The following is a 17,333-nucleotide window of genomic DNA, read 5'->3' on the forward strand; positions in this document are numbered from 1 at the left end:
CAACGTTGATGATGGTGGAGATCTGAAGCCATGGCCGCGAACACCATTCTCGTCGCCGACGACGATCGTGCCATCCGCACCGTGCTGAGCGAGGCCCTGGGCCGGCTCGGCCATCAGGTCCGCACCGCGGGCGATGCCGCCACGCTCTGGCGCTGGGTCAAGGACGGGGCCGGCGACCTCGTCATCACCGACGTGGTGATGCCGGACGAGAACGGGCTCGATCTGCTGCCGCGCATCCGCAAGCTGCGGCCCGACCTGCGCGTGATCGTGATGAGCGCCCGCAACACGCTGCTCACCGCGGTCAAGGCGACCGAGGGCGGCGCCTTCGAATATCTGGCGAAGCCTTTCGACCTGGGCGATCTGCGCAACGCCGTCGAGCGGGCCCTGTCGCGCCCGAAGCCGGTGCCGGCCAATGAATCGGCCGGCGATGAGGAGGCGCTCCCGATCGTCGGCCGCTCGCCCGCCATGCAGGAGATCTACCGGCTCCTGGCGCGCCTGATGACGAGCGACCTGACGGTGCTGCTCACGGGCGAGTCCGGCACGGGCAAGGAACTGATCGCGCGCGCGCTCCACGATTATGGGCGGCGGCGCAAGGGACCCTTCATCGCGGTCAACATGGCGGCGATCCCGCGCGACCTGATCGAGAGCGATCTCTTCGGCCATGAGCGCGGCGCCTTCACCGGCGCCATCAACAAGGCGACCGGCCGGTTCGAGCAGGCGGCGGGCGGCACGCTGTTCCTGGACGAGATCGGCGACATGCCGCTCGAGGCCCAGACCCGGCTGCTGCGCGTGCTGCAGGAGGGCGAGTTCACCACCGTGGGCGGGCGCGAGCCGATCCGGGCGGATCTGCGCATCGTCGCCGCGACCCATCGCGACCTGCGCGAGCAGGTCCGCCGCGGCCAGTTCCGCGAGGATCTCTATTATCGCCTCAATGTCGTGCCGCTGCGCCTGCCGCCCCTGCGCGAGCGCATCGAGGACATCCCCGACCTGGTCCGGCATTTCCTCAACCGGGCGACGGAGGAGGGCGGCAGCCCCAAGATGTTCGACGCGGCCGCGATCGAGCGGCTGCAGCGCTATGAATGGCCGGGCAATGTGCGCGAGCTGGAGAACTTGGTGCGCCGCGTCGCCGTCATCTATGGCGAGGACGTCATCGGCGTCGACATCGTGGCCCGCGAGCTGGCGGCCATCGCCAATGCCGCCACGCCCAGCAAGCCGGCCGGCGAGTCGCTCGCCATGGCCGCCGAGCGCCATCTGCGCGACTATTTCTCGGCCCACACCCACGGGCTTCCGGCCCGGGGGCTCTACGATCGTGTCCTGCGGGAGATCGAGCGCCCGCTGATCCAGCTTTCGCTCGAGGCCACCCGCGGCAACCAGATCCGGGCGGCCGAGATGCTGGGGCTCAACCGGAACACATTACGCAAGAAAATCAGGGAATTGGACATCTCCGTCCTGCGCGGCCTAAAATAGCGTCCCCTCGGCGCTTCCGGACCCACCGCCGCCCGATATGACGATCTAGCCAGGGCCTGAATGGCAATGCAGGCCGACGATACCGCGCCGACCGCCGCGGCAGGGCGCTCTTGGAGCCCTGAACCGCTTTATCGGTCGTTCATTCAGTGGACGCACCGGCATCACGTCGAGCGCAAGCTCTCGATCGCGCTGCTCGTGCTGGCCCTGGTTTCGGGCGTCGCCACCTTCTCGGCGATGAGCGGCAGCTTTGGTATCCGCACCAATCCGCGCATCGTGCTGCTGCTGCTGCTGGTCGACCTCGTGGTCCTGCTGGCGCTGGGCGCGCTGGTGGCGCGCCGGCTGGTCGTGCTCTGGCTCGAGCGCCGCCGCGGTCTCGCCGGCGCCCGCCTCCATGCCCGGCTGGTGATGCTGTTCAGCCTGCTGGCGGTGACGCCCACCATCATCATCGCGCTGTTCTCGACGCTCTTTCTCAATCTCGGCATGGAAGCCTGGTTCTCGGACCGGGTGCGCACCGCGGTCCACGACTCCCTCGTGGTGGCGCGCGCCTATCTCGAGGAGCACCAGCGCAATATCGGCGGCGACGTGCTCGCCATGGCGGAGGATCTGCGCCGCGAAGGCCCGTTCCTCATGGTCAACCGCCAGCGCTTCGAGCGGCTGATGGATTTCCACGTGCGCGCCCGCGGCCTCAACGAGGCGGTGCTGATCAACAGCCAGGCCCAGGTCCTCGCCAGCGCGGGCTTCAACCTGGTAATGGAGTTCGACCCCGATTTACCCAACTGGGCGATCGCGCGCGCGCATCAGGGCGATCTGGTGCTGCTGCCCTCCGACACCGGCGACCGGGTGCGGGCGCTGGTGCAGCTCGATCCCGTGTCCGACACCTATCTCTTCGTCGGCCGGCTGGTCGATCCGCGGGTGATCGCGCATCTGAACGCGACCGAGGGCGCCGCCCAGCTCTATGAGGAACTGGAGGGACGGCGGTCGGGCTTGCAGATCACCTTCGTGCTGATCTTCATCGTGATCGCGCTGCTGATGCTGCTGGCCGCCGTCTGGCTGGCGCTCATCGTGGCGACCCAGCTCGCGCGGCCGATCGGCGATCTGGTCTCGGCCTCCGAGCGCATCGCGCATGGCGATCTGGCGGCCCGCGTGCCGGAGGCGGCGGCCGACGACGAGATCGGCGCCCTGTCGCACGCCTTCAACCGGATGACGGGACAGCTCGAGAGCCAGCATAACCAGCTGGTCTCGACCAACCGCGAGCTCGACGAGCGCCGCCGCTTCACCGAGCTGGTGCTCGCCGGCGTCTCGGCCGGCGTGATCGGGCTCGATGACGAAGGCCGCATCCGCCTGCCCAACCGTTCCGCCTCGCTGCTGCTCCATAGCGACCTCGTGGCCGCGGTGGGCAAGCCGCTGGGCGAGCTGATCCCCGAGCTGGCGCCGGTGATCGAGCAGGGGCGCCGCCGCCTGGGCCGCCCCGCCGAAGGCCAGATCCAGATCACGCGCGGCAGCGAGACCCGGACCATGATCGTCCGCGTGGTGAGCGAGCTCGACGAAGGCGACCTGATCCGGCTGGTGGTCACGGTCGATGACGTGACGGAACTCATGTCGGCGCAGCGCAAGGCGGCCTGGGCCGACGTCGCGCGGCGCATCGCGCACGAGATCAAGAACCCGCTGACGCCGATCCAGCTTTCGGCCGAGCGGCTGAAGCGGAAATATCTCAAGGAGATCACCAGCGATCCGGAGACCTTCCAGGTCTGCACCGATACGATCGTGCGCCAGGTCGGCGATATCGGCCGGATGGTGGACGAATTCTCATCCTTCGCGCGGATGCCGGCGCCGGTGCTGCGGCCGGAGAACCTGCTCGATCTCTGCCGGCAGGCGCTGTTCCTGCAGCGCACCGCCAATCCCACCGTGCAATATCACACCCGCCTGCCGGACGAACCTGTCATCGTGACCTGCGATTCCCGGCAGGTGAGCCAGGCCCTGACCAACCTGCTGCAGAACGCGATCGACGCCATCGACGGCAGGTCCCCGCAGCCGGGAGAGACGCTGCCGCCGGGCGAGATCGAGCTCAGCCTCGAGGCGCAGGGAGACAAGGTGATTCTCGCCGTCGCCGACAATGGCCGCGGCCTTCCGTCCTCCGGGCGGGAGCGCCTGACCGAGCCTTATGTCACGACACGCGCCAAGGGGACCGGCCTGGGTCTTGCCATCGTGAAGAAAATCATGGAAGACCATGGCGGCCAGTTGCAACTTGCCGACCGGGCGGGCGGCGGAGCGGTGGTCCGACTTGTATTCCCGGCCGGGACCGAGAGAGCGGCCGAGCCGCAGACAGATGTGACGAGCAAGAGCATGGCCCATGGCACTTGATATCCTGATCGTCGATGACGAGGCCGATATCCGGCTGCTGCTGGCTGGCGTGCTCAAGGACGAGGGCTACGAGACCCGCGAGGCGGCGGACAGCACGGGCGCGCTGGACGCGATCGCGCGCCGGCGGCCGAGCCTGGTGCTGCTCGACATCTGGCTTCAGGGCAGCGCGCTCGACGGCATGCAGCTCCTGACGCTGATCAAGCGCGACCATCCCAACCTGCCGGTCGTGATGATCAGCGGCCACGGCAATGTCGAGACCGCGGTCGCGGCCATCAAGGAAGGCGCATACGATTTCATTGAAAAGCCGTTCAAGGCCGACCGGCTGCTGCTGGTGGTGGCCCGCGCCATCGAGGCGATGCGCCTCAAGCGCGAGAACGACGAGCTGCGGCACCGCAGCGGCGGCGACACGGAGCTGATCGGGAACTGCTCGGTCATCGTGCAGCTGCGCCAGGCGATCGAGCGGGTGGCGCCCACCGGCAGCCGCGTCCTGATCACCGGGCCCGCCGGTTCCGGCAAGGAGGTCGCGGCGCGCATGCTGCACCGCCTGTCGCGGCGCATCGACGGCCCCTTCGTGGCGCTGAATTGCGCCACCATGCATCCCGACCGGCTCGAGGTCGAGCTCTTCGGCCATGAGGAGAGCGAGGAGCACGGGCCGGCCAAGATCGGCACGCTGGAGCAGGCCCATGGCGGCACGCTGCTGCTGGACGAGGTCTCCGACATGCCGCTCGAGACCCAGGGCAAGATCGTGCGCGTGCTGCAGGAGCAGACCTTCAACCGCGTCGGCGGCAACCGTCGGGTCGAGGTCGATGTTCGGGTCATCGCCGCCACCAACCGCGACCTCGCCCAGGAGATCGTCCAGGGCCGCTTCCGCCAGGACCTCTATTACCGGCTGAACGTCGTGCCGCTGCGGGTACCGTCGCTCAAGGAGCGGCGCGAAGACATCCCGTTCCTGGCCGATTATCTCATGGCACGGGCGGCGGAGCTGGCGGGCGTTCCGGCGCGGCGCTTCGGCGAGGATGCGCTCGCCGTGCTCCAGACCTATGACTGGCCCGGCAATGTGCGCCAGCTGCGCAACGTCATCGACTGGCTGCTGATCATGGCGCCGGGCGACGCCACCGAGCCGATCGTGGCCCGGATGATGCCGCCGGAGATCGCCGGCGAGACCTCGGCCACGCTCGGCGCCTTCGGCAACGGCGAGATCATGTCGCTGCCGCTGCGCGAGGCGCGCGAGCTGTTCGAGCGGCATTACCTGGATGCGCAGGTGGCCCGCTTCGGCGGCAACATCTCGCGCACCGCCGCCTTCATCGGCATGGAACGTTCGGCCCTGCACCGCAAGCTGCGGGCGCTCGGCATCGTGACCAACGATCGAGAGCGGGTCGAAGGGTGATCTGCGGCGGGCATCGCTGCCCATGAAAGTCATCATCTGCGGCGCGGGGCAGGTGGGGTTCAACATCGCGCGCTACCTGTCGCGCGAGGAGAACGACGTCACCCTGATTGACACCGAGCCCAGGCTGATCGAGCAGATCAGCGATACGCTCGATGTCCAGGGCGTGGTTGGCTATGCCTCCCACCCGGACGTGCTGGAGCAGGCGGGCGCCCGCGACGCGGACCTGCTGATCGCGGTCACGCATTACGACGAAGTCAACATGGTCGCCTGCCAGGTGGCGCACGCGCTGTTCGAGGTGCCCCGGCGCATTGCGCGGGTCCGCTCGCAGAGCTACCTGCAGCGCGGCTATGCCGAGCTCTTCAACCGCCAGAACATGGCGATCGACGAGATCATCTCGCCCGAGATCGAGGTGGCGCGCGCCATCGCCTACCGGCTGGGCATCCCCGGCGCCTTCGACGCGATCCCGCTCTGCGACGGGCGCATCACGCTGGTGGGACTGCGCTGCGACGAGGATTGCCCCGTCGTCGACACCCCCCTGCGCCAGCTCACCGAGCTCTTCCCCGATCTCGCCATGTCGGTGGTGGCGATCCGGCGCGGCGAGCGCGACATCGTGCCGTCGGCCGAGGATCAGATGCTGGTGGGCGACGAGGTCTATTTCGTCGCCGACACCCGGCATCTGAAGCGGGCACTCGCCGCCTTCGGCCATGAGGAGCCGGAGGCCCGCCGGCTGATCGTCGTCGGCGGCGGCAATATCGGCACCTTCCTGGCGGAGATCCTGGAACAGGAGTCGCCCGGCGTCGAGATCAAGCTGATCGAGATCAACCGGCAGCGGGCCGAGCGCGTGGCCCGGCTGCTGCCGGGCAGCGTGGTGATCCAGGGCGACGCGCTCGATCCCGAGATCCTGGCCGAGGCCAACGTGAAGGCGACCGAGACGATCGTCGCGGTCTCGAACGACGACGAGGTCAATATCCTGGCCTCGCTGCTCGCCGAGCGCCATGGCTGCAAGCGCTCGATCGCGCTCATCAACAAGCCGGTCTATGGCTCGCTCATTGGCCAGCTCGGCATCGACGCGGTGGTCAGCCCGCGCGCCATCACCGTCTCCACCATCCTGCAGCATGTCCGCCGCGGGCGGATCCGCTCGGTCCATAGCGTCGGCGACGGGCTCGGCGAGATCATCGAGGTCGATGCCCTGCCGACATCGGCGCTGGTGGGCCGCCCCTTGCGCGAAGCCAAGCTGCCGCCCGGCGTCCTGATCGGCGCCATCCTGCGCGGCGACAGCATGATCGTCCCGCGCGGCGACAGCGTGATCAAGCCCGAGGACCGGGTGGTCATGTTCGCCATCGCCAAGTCCGTGCCGCTGATCGAGAAGATGTTCTCGGTGAAGCTGGAGTTCTTTTGAGACCAGAGGGATTTGTCCCCTCCACCGCGTCGCGGGGGAGGGTTAGGGAGGGGGCTGCTCGGTATCCGACATCGCGTCGTCCCCCTTCCTAACCTTCCCCCTCAAGGGGGGAAGGGACATGATCTCGCTCGATTCCGTCACTGCCTCACGCCCAGGTCCGCTCCATGCCCCGCATCGCCTACGTCAACGGCCGCTATGTCCCGATCGCCCAGGCCCAGGTCCATATCGAGGATCGCGGCTATCAGTTCGCCGACGGCGTCTATGAGGTGGTGCCGCTCTATCGCGGGCGTCTGATCGACGAGGAGCCGCATCTCGATCGCTTCGACTATTCGCTGGGCGAGCTCGAGATCGCGCGGCCCATGTCGCGCGCGGCCCTGAAGCTGGTGCTGCGCGAGCTGGTGCGCCGCAACGGCTTGAGTGACGCCCTGCTTTACTTCCAGGCGACGCGCGGCGTGGCGCCCCGCGATCACAAGTTCCCGGCCCGGGTGAAGACTGCTTTCGTCGCGACCATCCGCCGCTCGCGGCCGCCCTCGGCCGCGGCGATCGAGCAGGGGGTCTCGGTGATCACGCTGCCCGATATCCGCTGGGAGCGCTGCGACATCAAGTCGATCGGCCTTCTGCCGAACCTGCTGGCGAAGCAGAAGGCCACGATGGCGGGTGCGTTCGAGGCCTGGCTCGTCGAGGCGGACGGAACGATCAGCGAAGGCAGCTCGACCAACGCCTGGATCGTCACGGCCGACGGCAAGCTGGTGACGCGCGACGCCGGCGCCGCGATCCTCAACGGCATCACCCGCCAGCGCGTCATCAAGCTGCTGGAGAACCAGGGCATCGCCTTCGAGCAGCGCGCCTTCAGCCGCGAGGAGGCGCTCGCGGCGCGCGAGGCCTTCCTCTCGAGCTCCTCGAGCTTCGTGCTGCCGATCACGAAGATCGACGGGCACGCGGTGGGCGAGGGCAAGCCCGGTCCCGTGACGCGCCGGCTGCGCGATGTCTATGTCGCGGCCGCGCTCGAAACCCCGGTCCTGATATGACGGCAGGCTTGGCCGGTACGGAACGGCTCACGCTGCCGCGCGCCGTCCTGTTCGACTGGGACAACACGCTGGTCGACAGCTGGGCCGTCATCGCCGACGCCCTCAATGCGGCGCTGGTGGCGATGGGGCACGAGCCCTGGACGCTGCAGCAGACCCGCGAGCGGGTGAAGGCGTCGCTGCGCGACAGCTTCCCCGGCATGTTCGGCGGGCGCTGGAAGGAAGCCGAAAAGATTTTCTATAGCCGCTTTCAATCGCACCATCTGGAGCGGCTCGAGGCGCTCGCGGGGGCGGAGGCTCTGCTGGCACGGCTGGCGGAGCGGGGGGTCTATCAGGGCGTGGTCAGCAACAAGCGCGGGGCCTTCCTGCGCAAGGAGGCGGATCATCTCGATTGGACACGCTTTTTCGGCCGCGTCATCGGCGCCGGCGATGCCCCGCGCGACAAGCCGGCGCGCGAACCGGTCCTGATGGCGCTCGAGGGCGGCGCCATCGCGCCGGGCCCGGATGTCTGGTTCGTGGGCGATACCGATCTCGATATGATCTGTGCCAGGGACAGCGGCTGTGTTCCGCTTCTGGTGCGGGCGCAACCGCCGCAGCCTGGCGAATTCACGGCGATCATCGGTATGCGGCATTTCCATAGCTGCAATGAACTACGCCAACTCGTTGACAAACTTTAGAGTTTCCGAAATCTGCCATTTTGTGCTACCTAATCGGGCTTTCCGGGACGGGTTTTACCGTTCCGGCGCCCGATAGGGATTGTCCATGGACCCAGGCCGGTTCCGCCGGCGTCAGGTCCCAACAAGACCGGGCCCCGAGAACACTTCAGAAAAAGAGGGAGCCGATGGCTACGGAAAAGTCGCAGAACGTTCAGGACGTTTTCCTGAATCACATTCGCAAGGGCAAGGTGCCGGTCACCGTCTTCCTGGTGAACGGCGTGAAGCTGCAGGGCATCGTCACCTGGTTCGATAACTTCTCGGTGCTGCTGCGCCGGGACGCGCATTCGCAGCTCGTCTACAAGCACGCCATCTCCACCATCATGCCGGCCCAGCCGGTGCAGCTCTTCGAAGGCGCCAAGGAGGGCGACGAGGAGTAAGTGGCGGAGACGATTTCCAACGGCAGCGGACCGGAGCTCACCCGCGGCGAACGTTGCCTGGTCCTGACCCCGGTCATGCGGGGCCCCGTGGCGCCGGGCCGCGAGCCCGAGGCCAGGCTGGCCGAGGCGATCGGCCTCGCGCGCGCGATCGATCTCGACGTGGTCCATGCGGAGACGGTCCGCGTCGCGGAGCCGAAGCCCGCGACCCTGATCGGATCGGGCGCGGTCGAGCGGCTGCAGGGCCTGATCGAAGCCGAGGCCATCAAGCTCGCGGTCGTCGACTGGCCGCTCTCGCCCGTGCAGCAGCGCAATCTCGAGCGCGCCTGGAGCTGCAAGGTCATCGACCGGACCGGGCTCATCCTCGAGATCTTCGGCGAGCGTGCGCGAACGCGGGAAGGCCAGCTTCAGGTCGAGCTCGCGGCGCTCAGCTATCAACGCAGCCGCCTGGTGCGATCCTGGACCCACCTGGAACGCCAGCGCGGCGGCTTCGGCTTCATCGGCGGTCCCGGCGAATCCCAGCTCGAGATCGACCGCCGCCTGATCGGCGAGCGCATCGGCCGGCTGAAGAAGGACCTGGCCGAGGTCAAGCGCACGCGCGGGCTGCATCGCGAGGCGCGCCGGCGCGTGCCTTATCCGGTGGTGGCGCTGGTCGGCTATACCAACGCCGGCAAATCGACCCTGTTCAATCGCCTGACCCGGGCGACGGTGATGGCGAAGGACCTGCTGTTCGCGACGCTCGATCCGACCATGCGGGTGGTGAAGCTGCCCTCGGGCCGCGACATCATCCTGTCGGACACGGTGGGGTTCATCTCCGACCTGCCGACCGACCTGGTGGCGGCCTTCCGCGCCACGCTCGAGGAGGTCAGCGCCGCCGATATCATCCTCCATGTGCGCGACGTGGCCCATCCCGAGACCACGCTGCAGCAGCAGGAGGTGATCAAGGTCCTCAAGGACCTCGATCTCGAGCCGCGGCTGGACCACGACCTGATCGAGGTCCTGAACAAGATCGACCTGCTCGCGCCGGCCGATCGCGAGACCCTGCTGCGACAGGCCGGCCGTCAGACGCATGCGGTCGCGTTGTCGGCGCTGACGGGCGAGGGCACGGCGGCGCTGCTGACGGAGATCGACCGCCGCCTGGCCGCGCAGCGCCAGATCGGCCATTTCAAGGTGCCGCATGGCGAAGGCGCGGCGCTGGCCTGGCTCTACAGCCATGGCGAGGTGCTGACCCGGCGCGACGACGAGGGTTTCGCCTATGTCGATGTGCGGCTCGATCCGGCCGATCTCGGCCGCTATCAGCGGCTCTATCCGGTCGCCCGCGCGTGAGGCTCGATATCGACAAGGTCTCGGCCCTGATCGCGCAAGCGGCGGCCGAGGAGGTCATGCCCCGCTTCACCAACCTGCGCTCGGGCGACGTGCGCGAGAAGGGGCCGGGCGATCTCGTCACGGTGGCCGACGAGGCGATGGAACGTCGCCTGGCGCCCCTGCTGGCCGCCTTGCTGCCGGAGGCGCTGATGGTAGGCGAGGAGGCCGCCGCGGCCGATCCGACCCTGCTGGCCCAGCTCGATACGGCCCGGCTGGCCTGGGTCATCGATCCCATCGACGGCACCGCCAATTTCGCCGCCGGCAAACCCCTGTTCGGCGTGATGGTGGCGCTGCTCGATCATGGCGAGCCGGTCGCGGCCTGGATTCACGACCCGGTCGCGCGCAGCACCGCGACGGCGGCGAAGGGCGAGGGGGCCTGGCTCGATGGCCATCGCACCGGCCGAAAGCTCAAGGTCTCGAGCCCGCCGGCCGACCCGCATGAGCTGACGGGGACGCTCCATTCCGGCTTCTTCGGCGATCGCCAGCTCGATCATCGGGTGCAGGCCCACCGCAACCGGGTCAAGCCGATCAAGTCGCTGCGGGCCGCCGCGCATGAATATCTGCGCCTCGCCAAGGGCGAGGTCGACTTCACGCTCTTCACCAAGCTGATGCCCTGGGACCATGCACCGGGCGTGCTGATCCACCGCGAGGCGGGCGGCGCCGGCCATTATCTCGATGGCAGGGACTATCACGCGGCCCAGACCCAGGCCGTCGGGCTGCTGATGGCGCCCGACCGCATGAGCTGGACCGCGCTGCGCGGCCTGCTGCTGGACGAGTAGGGCTCTCTACTTCGCCGCCTGCGCGTAAGCCGGATAGTCGGTGTAGCCCTTGGCGTCGCCGCCATAGAAGGTATTGCCGTCCGGCGTGTTGAGCGGCCAGCCCTGGCGGAAGCGCTCGGCCAGGTCGGGATTGGCGATGTAGCTGGCGCCGAACGAGATCATGTCGGCATCGCCGCGCGCGATCGTGGCCTCGGCCTTCTCCAGCGTATAGCCGCTGTTGGTCATGATGGGCCCGTGGAAATGGCTCCGCATCTCGCGCGGCAGGATATAGCCGCCGGCCGGCTCCGGATCGTCCGGGAAATGATCGATGAGATGCAGATAGGCGAGGCCGAAGCCGTCGAGCACCTTGGCCGCGTGATGGAAGATCGCGCGCCGGTCGGTGTCGGCCGAGCTGCCGAACACGCCGTTGGGCGAAAGCCTGACGCCGACACGATTGGCGCCCCAGACCTCGGCGACGGCCGTGGTCACCTCGGCCAGGAAACGCGTGCGATTCTCGACCGAGCCGCCATAGATGTCGGTGCGCTTGTTGGTGCCGTTCACCAGGAACTGCTCGACCAGGTAGCCATTGGCGCCGTGGATCTCGACGCCGTCGAAGCCCGCCTCGAGCGAGCAGCGCGCGCCATGGCGGAAATCCTCGACCACCTTCTTCACCTCGGCCGTGCCGAGCGCGCGCGGCGCGACATAGGGCTTCATGCCCTCGAAGGTGTAGATCTCGCCCTCGGGCGCGATCGCGGAGGAGGAGATCGGCAGCTCGCCGTTCGGCTGCATGCTGGGATGCGAAGTGCGGCCCACATGCCAGAGCTGCAGGAAGATGCGCCCGCCCGCTGCATGCACCGCGTCGGTGACGGCGCGCCAGCCCTTGACCTGCTCGGCCGTATGGATGCCGGGCGTGTTGGGATAGCCCACGCCTTGCGGCGAGACCTGGGAGCCTTCGGTGATGATCAGGCCCGCGCCCGCGCGCTGGCGGTAATAGAGAACATTGAGCGGGGTGGGGACGTTGCCGGGGCCGGCGCGGTTGCGCGTCATCGGCGCCATGGCAATGCGGTTGGGCAGGGTCAGGCGGCCGATCTTGATGGGCTCGAACAGTTTCATGATGTCTCGCATCCCGTTCCGGTGAGGGCGGCATGGAGCCATAGCGGCCCCCTCCGCATCAATCCCACCAGGATGACAGCGACTTACTCCGAAGTGACTGCCAGGGAATTCAGCCAGGGTTGCAGCGCCAGGGCTCGCCGGTAAGATGCCGGCCGCTTCATTCCAGCGGGAGAACGGACGCCATGTCGAACAACGTCGCCTTCCTTGGCCTCGGGGTCATGGGCTTTCCGATGGCGGGCCATCTGGTCAAGGCCGGCCATCAGGTGACGGTCTATAACCGGACGGCGGCGCGGGCCCAGAATTGGGCGGCGAAGCATGGCGGCAAGGCGGCGCCGACGCCGGCGGCCGCGGCCAAGGGCGCCGAGATCGTGTTCGCCTGCGTCGGCAATGACGACGACCTGCGCTCGATCCTGCATGGCCCCGAGGGCGCTTTCGCGGGCATGGGGAAGGGCGCTGTCTTCGTCGACCACACCACCGCCTCGGCCGAGGTGGCGCGCGAGAGCGCCGGCAAGGCGGCCGAGCAGGGGCTGGGCTTCCTCGACGCGCCGGTGTCGGGCGGCCAGGCCGGCGCGGAGAACGGCAAGCTCACCGTCATGGTGGGCGGCGAGCCCAAGCTGTTTGAGCGGGTGAAGCCCGTGATCGACGCCTATGCCCGGGCCTGCACCCTGATGGGCCCCGTGGGCGCCGGCCAGCTCGCCAAGATGGTCAACCAGATCTGCATCGCGGGGCTGGTGCAGGGGCTCTCCGAAGGCGTGAATTTCGCGCTCAAGGCGGGCCTCGATCCCAAGCTCGTCATCGACACCATCTCCAAGGGCGCCGCCCAGTCCTGGCAGATGGAGAACCGGGCCCTGACGATGGCCGAAGGCAAGTTCAATTTCGGGTTCGCGGTCAATTGGATGCGGAAGGATCTTGATATCTGCATGAACGAGGCGAAGCGCAATGGCGCGCGCCTCCCGGTGACCGTCCTGGTGGATCAGTTCTATGCCCAGGTCCAGGCCCGCGGTGGCGGCCGTTGGGACACCTCGAGCCTGATCCATCTGCTGATGAATGATTGATCACTTTAAGATCGATCTATAAGACATTATGATAGATAAAGAAAAATTCATTGGCGACGGGTACTGGCTGCTGCCGCCGGGCAAGCTGGCCAATGTCGTCGTCTGCCTCGAGATGACGGCGAAACCGACCCAGCGACCGGTGCCGCAGCGGGACAGACCCTTCGCGTTGGAGCGGATGCCGGGCCCGGATCTCGGCGCCTACCGGGCCTTGTTCCGGCGCATCGGCGAGGACTGGATGTGGTTCTCGCGGCTCAAGATGCCCGACGACCGGCTGCACGCGATCCTGGCCGATCCCGCGGTCGAGGTCTTCGTGCTGAAGGAAGACCAGATCCATATCGGGCTGCTGGAGCTGGATTTCCGCGAGGAGGGCCAGTGCGAGCTGGCGTTCTTCGGGCTGGTGCCGGAGGCGATCGGCCAGGGCGCCGGGCGCTTCCTCATGGACCAGGCCATCCAGAAGGCCTGGGCGCGGCCCATCCGGCGGCTCTGGGTCCATACCTGCAGCTTCGATCACCCGGGCGCGTTGGGCTTCTACCGCCGCTCCGGCTTCGTGCCTTACGCCTATGCGGTCGAGGTCCATGACGATCCGCGGCTGACGGGCCATCTGCCGCGCACGGCTTCGCCGCAGATTCCGCTGATCGAGAAGTAGTCGCCCGGTCAGAACGCGGAGTTCGCGGCGGCATGAGAGGTCTCCGACCGCAGAGGACGCCATGAGAATTGCAAGGACGGGCGGCTCTTGACGGCCGGATCGCCTGAGAACAGGGCCTTTGCAGGGATCCGCCGGCATCAGCATTTCCCAAGCCGCTGGAGATACGTCTTTTTTCAAACACCACTCAGTTTATGGGGCGCCCCAAAAACAGGCCCGGAACAGGGCCCTATCAGGCAAGGAACAGGCGCTTGACGGTGGCCCGCCGGTCCCTCGGGATCGCCCCGGAGCGATCGTGAATGCCGGGATCCGACCTTGTCCGATCTCCGCGGGCCGGGTCTTTCTCTCTTCTCGCAGCTTAGAACAAAAAGAGAACAATATCAAGCGAAGGTGCGTCTCGGCCGCTTAACGCTCTTCCTGTTTGACCGCTTGCCAGAGCGCCTCCAGCGCATCGAGCCCCGGCCGGGTGCCGGGGTCATGGCGCTGGGCCAGCAGCGCCTCCAGCCGGCGGAAGCGGCGCTCGAACTTGGCATTGGCGCCGCGCAGGGTCTGCTCGGGATCGAGCTCCAGATGGCGGGCGAGGTTGGTGACGGCGAAGAGCAAGTCGCCGACCTCGTCGGCCAGCCGGTCCCGGCCGCTGCCCTGGACCAGCTCCGCTTTGATCTCGTCGACCTCCTCGACGATCTTGTCGAGCACCGGGGCGGCCTCGGGCCAGTCGAACCCGATCCGCGCGGCGCGCTTCTGCAGCTTGGCGGCGCGGGTCAGGGCCGGCAGCCCCAACGGCAGGCCGTCGAGCTGGCTGGCGGCCGCGCCCTTGGCGGCGGCCTCGGCGGCGCGTTCGCCGGCCTTCTGTTCCTCCCAGGCGAGGGTCTGGGCGTCGGCGCTGTCCACGGCGCCGTCCGCGAAGACATGCGGATGGCGGCGGATCATCTTGTCGTTGAGGGTCCGGACGATGTCGTCGAATTCGTAGAGGCCGCGCTCGCGGGCCATCTGAGCGTAGAAGATCACCTGGAACAGGAGATCGCCGAGCTCGCTCTTGAGCTCGTCCATCCGGCCGCGCTCGATGGCGTCGGCCACCTCGTAGGCTTCCTCGATCGTGTGCGGGACAATGGTGGGGAAGTCCTGCTCGAGATCCCAGGGACAGCCGGCCGCCGGATCGCGCAGCCGCGCCATGATGGCCAGCAGCCGGTCGATCGGCGCCAGGTTTTCGGACGGGGCGGCCTTGAGCTTGGATGGGGTCATCGCGCGACTCTTGGGAGGGTTCAGGGGCAACTTAGCGAGGGTCGAAGCAGGCCCCAAGCGGCAGTCCGATAACGGAGGAGAAGAGCCGCGGGGGGGGGGGGGGCCTGGAGAGCCGCAAGAACCGGCCGTTTCGGCCTATCTGTAAGTCGCATAATACATATTATGGAAAATTATGAATGGGCCGGGAATTCACGCGGATCGGTGCTGCCGGCTCCCCAGGACCTGCCACAGCACCGCGAACAGAACCACCGCCCCGCCCAGCAGCGTGGCGCCGCGCGGCACCTCGGCGAAGAAGATCCAGACCCAGAGCGGCGCGACCGGCGTCTCGAGGATGCTCAGGAGCGCCGCCTCCACCGCCGGAATGTGTTTGGCGCCCATCACGTAGAGCGCCAGGCCGAGGCCCATGTTGAGGATGCCGAACAGCGCCAGATTGACGAAATCGAGCGCGGTGATTCCGCTCGCCGGCCCTGCCATCGGAAAGCAGATCGCGGAGCCCGCGAAACAGGCCAGGCAGGCCGCCTGGATCATCGGCACGCCCGGATAGCGCCGGGTGATGCTCGTGGTGAGCGCCATGGTCGTCGTCATGACGAACGCGAGGAAGCAGCCCAGGAGGCTGCTGCCGCCATGGCCCAAGGCGCCGCCGACGGTGATGACCACGCCACCCAGGGCCAGCAGCCCTGCCAGCATGGTGCGGCGCGTGGGCCGCTCCTTGAACCAGAGCCAGGCGATCGGCGCCGTCAGGAACGGCAGGATCGCATAGATGACCGTGACGTCGGCCACCGCGGTCAGCCGCAGCGAACCGATGAAGAGCAGCATGCCGCCGGTGTTCAGCAGCATGACGATCAGGCCCGGCCAGCCCATCGGCCGCCACAGGCGACGCCCGGGCGCTCTCGCATCCCAGGCCATGAACAGCAGGATGCTCAAGCCGCCGAAGAGACCGCGCCAGGCCAGCATGGTCCAGAGATCGAGCGGGATGAGCCGGGTGAAGAAGCCGCCGCTGCTCCAGAAGATGGCCGAGGCCGTGACCATGGCCAGGCCGAGCCGATGGCGCGACCTCGCCTCGCCGGCTGTCAGGGCGGCATCGGGCATGGCGGAGGATGATCCTGCGCGGGAAGTGATCGTCGTCTGGGTCTGGAGCCACGGGAGCGCGTGGCCGTTCGGGTCTGCGTCTCAGAACTACGGCTTCAGGCGGCGCAGCGCCAGCATGATTCCGCCCGCCAGCAACCCCCAGAAGGCGGAGCCGATACCGGCGAAGGACATGCCGGATGCGGTGGCGATCAAGGTCACCAGCGCCGCGTCGCGCTCGCCCGGGCTCGTGAGCGCGTTGCCCAGGGCCGAGCCGAAGGCGCCCAGCAGGGCCAAGCCCGCCACCGCCTCGATCAGCAAGGGCGGCGAGGCGCTGATCCAGGCCGTGGCGGCGACCGCGATCATGCCGAAAAGGATGTAGCCGACGCCGGTCGCGACCGCGGCGATATAGCGCCGGCCCGGATCGGGATGCGCATCGGGTCCGGCGCAGAGCGCCGCGGTGATCGCCGCGAGATTGATCGCATGGCCGCCGAACGGCGCCGCCAGGATGGTGCCGACGCCGGTCGTGACGATGAGCGGCCGCGAGGGCGGCTGGAACCCGTTGGCCTGCAGCACGGCGAAGCCCGGGATGTTCTGCGAGGCCATGGTCACGAGGAAGAGCGGCAGCGCGATGCTCACCATGGCGCTCCAGGAAAAGACCGGCGGCACGAGAGTGAGTTGGGGCCAGAGCTGGCCCACGGGCGGCGAGGGCCCTGCCCCCTGCCAGAACATCAGCGCCACCGCCAGCAGCACGGCCGCCGGCACCGCATAGAGCCGCCAGAAGCGCGCCACCACCGCCCAGAGCAGCACCACCGGCAGCGCCAGCGCGGGGATCTCGGCGATGGCGAGGAACGGCGCCACGCAGAGATGGAACAGCACGCCCGCCAGCATCGCGTTCGCGATCGAGGACGGGATCGAGGCCACGAGGCGCCCCAGCGGCTTCCAGAGTCCGGCCAGGACGATGAGCGCGCCCACGACCAGGAAGGCGCCGACGGCGGCGGCGAAGCCACCCTCGGGCGCGCCCGTCGAGGCCAGCAGTGCCGCGCCCGGCGTCGACCAGGCGACGCTGATCGGCATGCGGTAGCGGAGGCTCAGGAGGATGCCGAGCAGGCCCATGCCGACGCTCAGGACCAGCAATCCCGAGGCCGACTGGGCCGGATCGGCGCCGACGCCGACCAGGCCCTGCACCACCACCGCGAAGGAGCTGCCGAACCCGACGAAGGAGGCCAGCAGGCCCGTGGTGATCGCCTGGCCCGGCGCCGCGGCCGCGGACAGCTCGGACACACGGTGTTGATCCATGGGCGATCCTTTTGCGAGATCCCTTCGAGAGCGGTCGGCCGGTTTCAGCCCCCGGCTTGGCACA

General features: G+C 68.2%; 15 protein-coding genes. 11 read left to right on the plus strand and 4 right to left on the minus strand.

The features are described 5' to 3' along the window. Positions 1-30 precede the first annotated feature (30 nt). The 9 genes from ntrC to FRZ61_RS11065 all read left to right on the plus strand — a co-directional run bounded on the left by ntrC (position 31) and on the right by FRZ61_RS11065 (position 10,873). A complete protein-coding gene (ntrC, locus tag FRZ61_RS11025; RefSeq protein WP_151117493.1) occupies positions 31-1,467 on the plus strand; it encodes a nitrogen regulation protein NR(I) in 1,437 nt (478 codons plus the stop codon). Between the two features lie 60 nt (positions 1,468-1,527). Next, entirely contained in the window at positions 1,528-3,828 is a 2,301-nt protein-coding gene (locus tag FRZ61_RS11030; RefSeq protein WP_225309210.1) for a sensor histidine kinase NtrY-like, read from the plus strand. Further along, the gene (gene ntrX / locus FRZ61_RS11035) at positions 3,818-5,215 is read left to right on the plus strand and encodes a nitrogen assimilation response regulator NtrX (RefSeq protein WP_151117495.1); all 1,398 of its coding nucleotides are present in this window, start codon (positions 3,818-3,820) and stop codon (positions 5,213-5,215) included. Before FRZ61_RS11030 ends, ntrX begins: the two co-directional genes overlap by 11 nt. A 22-nt stretch (positions 5,216-5,237) precedes the next feature. Continuing rightward, positions 5,238-6,614, plus strand: coding sequence for a Trk system potassium transporter TrkA (trkA, locus tag FRZ61_RS11040; RefSeq protein ID WP_151117497.1), 1,377 nt, complete (start codon positions 5,238-5,240; stop codon positions 6,612-6,614). A 164-nt stretch (positions 6,615-6,778) separates the two neighbouring features. Further along, positions 6,779-7,642: a D-amino-acid transaminase gene (locus tag FRZ61_RS11045; RefSeq protein WP_151117499.1), complete on the plus strand. Its 864-nt coding sequence runs from the start codon at positions 6,779-6,781 to the stop codon at positions 7,640-7,642. Beyond that, on the plus strand, positions 7,639-8,316 hold the full coding sequence (locus FRZ61_RS11050; RefSeq protein ID WP_151117502.1) for an HAD family hydrolase: 678 nt from the start codon (positions 7,639-7,641) through the stop codon (positions 8,314-8,316). Before FRZ61_RS11045 ends, FRZ61_RS11050 begins: the two co-directional genes overlap by 4 nt. Positions 8,317-8,480: 164 nt before the next feature. Further along, positions 8,481-8,732: an RNA chaperone Hfq gene (hfq, locus tag FRZ61_RS11055; protein WP_151117504.1), complete on the plus strand. Its 252-nt coding sequence runs from the start codon at positions 8,481-8,483 to the stop codon at positions 8,730-8,732. Positions 8,733-8,807: 75 nt separating this feature from the next. Further along, positions 8,808-10,055: a GTPase HflX gene (hflX, locus tag FRZ61_RS11060; protein ID WP_151120788.1), complete on the plus strand. Its 1,248-nt coding sequence runs from the start codon at positions 8,808-8,810 to the stop codon at positions 10,053-10,055. Beyond that, positions 10,052-10,873, plus strand: a complete 822-nt coding sequence (locus FRZ61_RS11065; protein WP_225309211.1) for an inositol monophosphatase family protein — start codon at positions 10,052-10,054, stop codon at positions 10,871-10,873. Before hflX ends, FRZ61_RS11065 begins: the two co-directional genes overlap by 4 nt. 6 nt (positions 10,874-10,879) lie before the next feature. Here the strand turns inward: FRZ61_RS11065 and FRZ61_RS11070 are convergent, their stop codons facing one another. Further along, positions 10,880-11,965, minus strand: coding sequence for an alkene reductase (locus tag FRZ61_RS11070; RefSeq protein WP_225309212.1), 1,086 nt, complete (start codon positions 11,963-11,965; stop codon positions 10,880-10,882). Between the two features lie 182 nt (positions 11,966-12,147). Between FRZ61_RS11070 and FRZ61_RS11075 the strand changes: the two genes are divergently transcribed. Both FRZ61_RS11075 and FRZ61_RS11080 read left to right on the plus strand, forming a co-directional pair. After that, the gene (locus FRZ61_RS11075; RefSeq protein ID WP_151117509.1) at positions 12,148-13,020 is read left to right on the plus strand and encodes an NAD(P)-dependent oxidoreductase; all 873 of its coding nucleotides are present in this window, start codon (positions 12,148-12,150) and stop codon (positions 13,018-13,020) included. Between the two features lie 28 nt (positions 13,021-13,048). Then, complete coding sequence (locus FRZ61_RS11080; RefSeq protein WP_151117512.1) at positions 13,049-13,666, plus strand: GNAT family N-acetyltransferase; 618 nt, start codon at positions 13,049-13,051, stop codon at positions 13,664-13,666. 402 nt (positions 13,667-14,068) lie between these two features. Here the strand turns inward: FRZ61_RS11080 and mazG are convergent, their stop codons facing one another. The 3 genes from mazG to FRZ61_RS11095 all read right to left on the minus strand — a co-directional run bounded on the left by mazG (position 14,069) and on the right by FRZ61_RS11095 (position 17,269). Continuing rightward, on the minus strand, positions 14,069-14,905 hold the full coding sequence (mazG, locus tag FRZ61_RS11085; protein ID WP_151117514.1) for a nucleoside triphosphate pyrophosphohydrolase: 837 nt from the start codon (positions 14,903-14,905) through the stop codon (positions 14,069-14,071). A gap of 189 nt (positions 14,906-15,094) precedes the next feature. After that, complete coding sequence (locus FRZ61_RS11090; protein WP_151117517.1) at positions 15,095-15,994, minus strand: DMT family transporter; 900 nt, start codon at positions 15,992-15,994, stop codon at positions 15,095-15,097. Between the two features lie 87 nt (positions 15,995-16,081). Continuing rightward, positions 16,082-17,269: a benzoate/H(+) symporter BenE family transporter gene (locus tag FRZ61_RS11095; RefSeq protein WP_151117519.1), complete on the minus strand. Its 1,188-nt coding sequence runs from the start codon at positions 17,267-17,269 to the stop codon at positions 16,082-16,084. Between the last annotated feature and the right edge of the window lie 64 nt (positions 17,270-17,333).

It is taken from the genome of Hypericibacter adhaerens (assembly GCF_008728835.1).
Taxonomy (GTDB): domain Bacteria; phylum Pseudomonadota; class Alphaproteobacteria; order Dongiales; family Dongiaceae; genus Hypericibacter; species Hypericibacter adhaerens.

Coding starts and splice junctions, on each gene's coding strand:
- ntrC (WP_151117493.1), top strand. CDS start 31: ATGGCCGCGAACACCATTCTCGTCGCCGACGACGATCGTGCCATCCGC.
- FRZ61_RS11030 (WP_225309210.1), top strand. CDS start 1,528: ATGGCAATGCAGGCCGACGATACCGCGCCGACCGCCGCGGCAGGGCGC.
- ntrX (WP_151117495.1), top strand. CDS start 3,818: ATGGCACTTGATATCCTGATCGTCGATGACGAGGCCGATATCCGGCTG.
- trkA (WP_151117497.1), top strand. CDS start 5,238: ATGAAAGTCATCATCTGCGGCGCGGGGCAGGTGGGGTTCAACATCGCG.
- FRZ61_RS11045 (WP_151117499.1), top strand. CDS start 6,779: ATGCCCCGCATCGCCTACGTCAACGGCCGCTATGTCCCGATCGCCCAG.
- FRZ61_RS11050 (WP_151117502.1), top strand. CDS start 7,639: ATGACGGCAGGCTTGGCCGGTACGGAACGGCTCACGCTGCCGCGCGCC.
- hfq (WP_151117504.1), top strand. CDS start 8,481: ATGGCTACGGAAAAGTCGCAGAACGTTCAGGACGTTTTCCTGAATCAC.
- hflX (WP_151120788.1), top strand. CDS start 8,808: ATGCGGGGCCCCGTGGCGCCGGGCCGCGAGCCCGAGGCCAGGCTGGCC.
- FRZ61_RS11070 (WP_225309212.1), bottom strand. CDS start 11,965: ATGAAACTGTTCGAGCCCATCAAGATCGGCCGCCTGACCCTGCCCAAC.
- FRZ61_RS11075 (WP_151117509.1), top strand. CDS start 12,148: ATGTCGAACAACGTCGCCTTCCTTGGCCTCGGGGTCATGGGCTTTCCG.
- FRZ61_RS11080 (WP_151117512.1), top strand. CDS start 13,049: ATGATAGATAAAGAAAAATTCATTGGCGACGGGTACTGGCTGCTGCCG.
- mazG (WP_151117514.1), bottom strand. CDS start 14,905: ATGACCCCATCCAAGCTCAAGGCCGCCCCGTCCGAAAACCTGGCGCCG.
- FRZ61_RS11090 (WP_151117517.1), bottom strand. CDS start 15,994: ATGCCCGATGCCGCCCTGACAGCCGGCGAGGCGAGGTCGCGCCATCGG.
- FRZ61_RS11095 (WP_151117519.1), bottom strand. CDS start 17,269: ATGGATCAACACCGTGTGTCCGAGCTGTCCGCGGCCGCGGCGCCGGGC.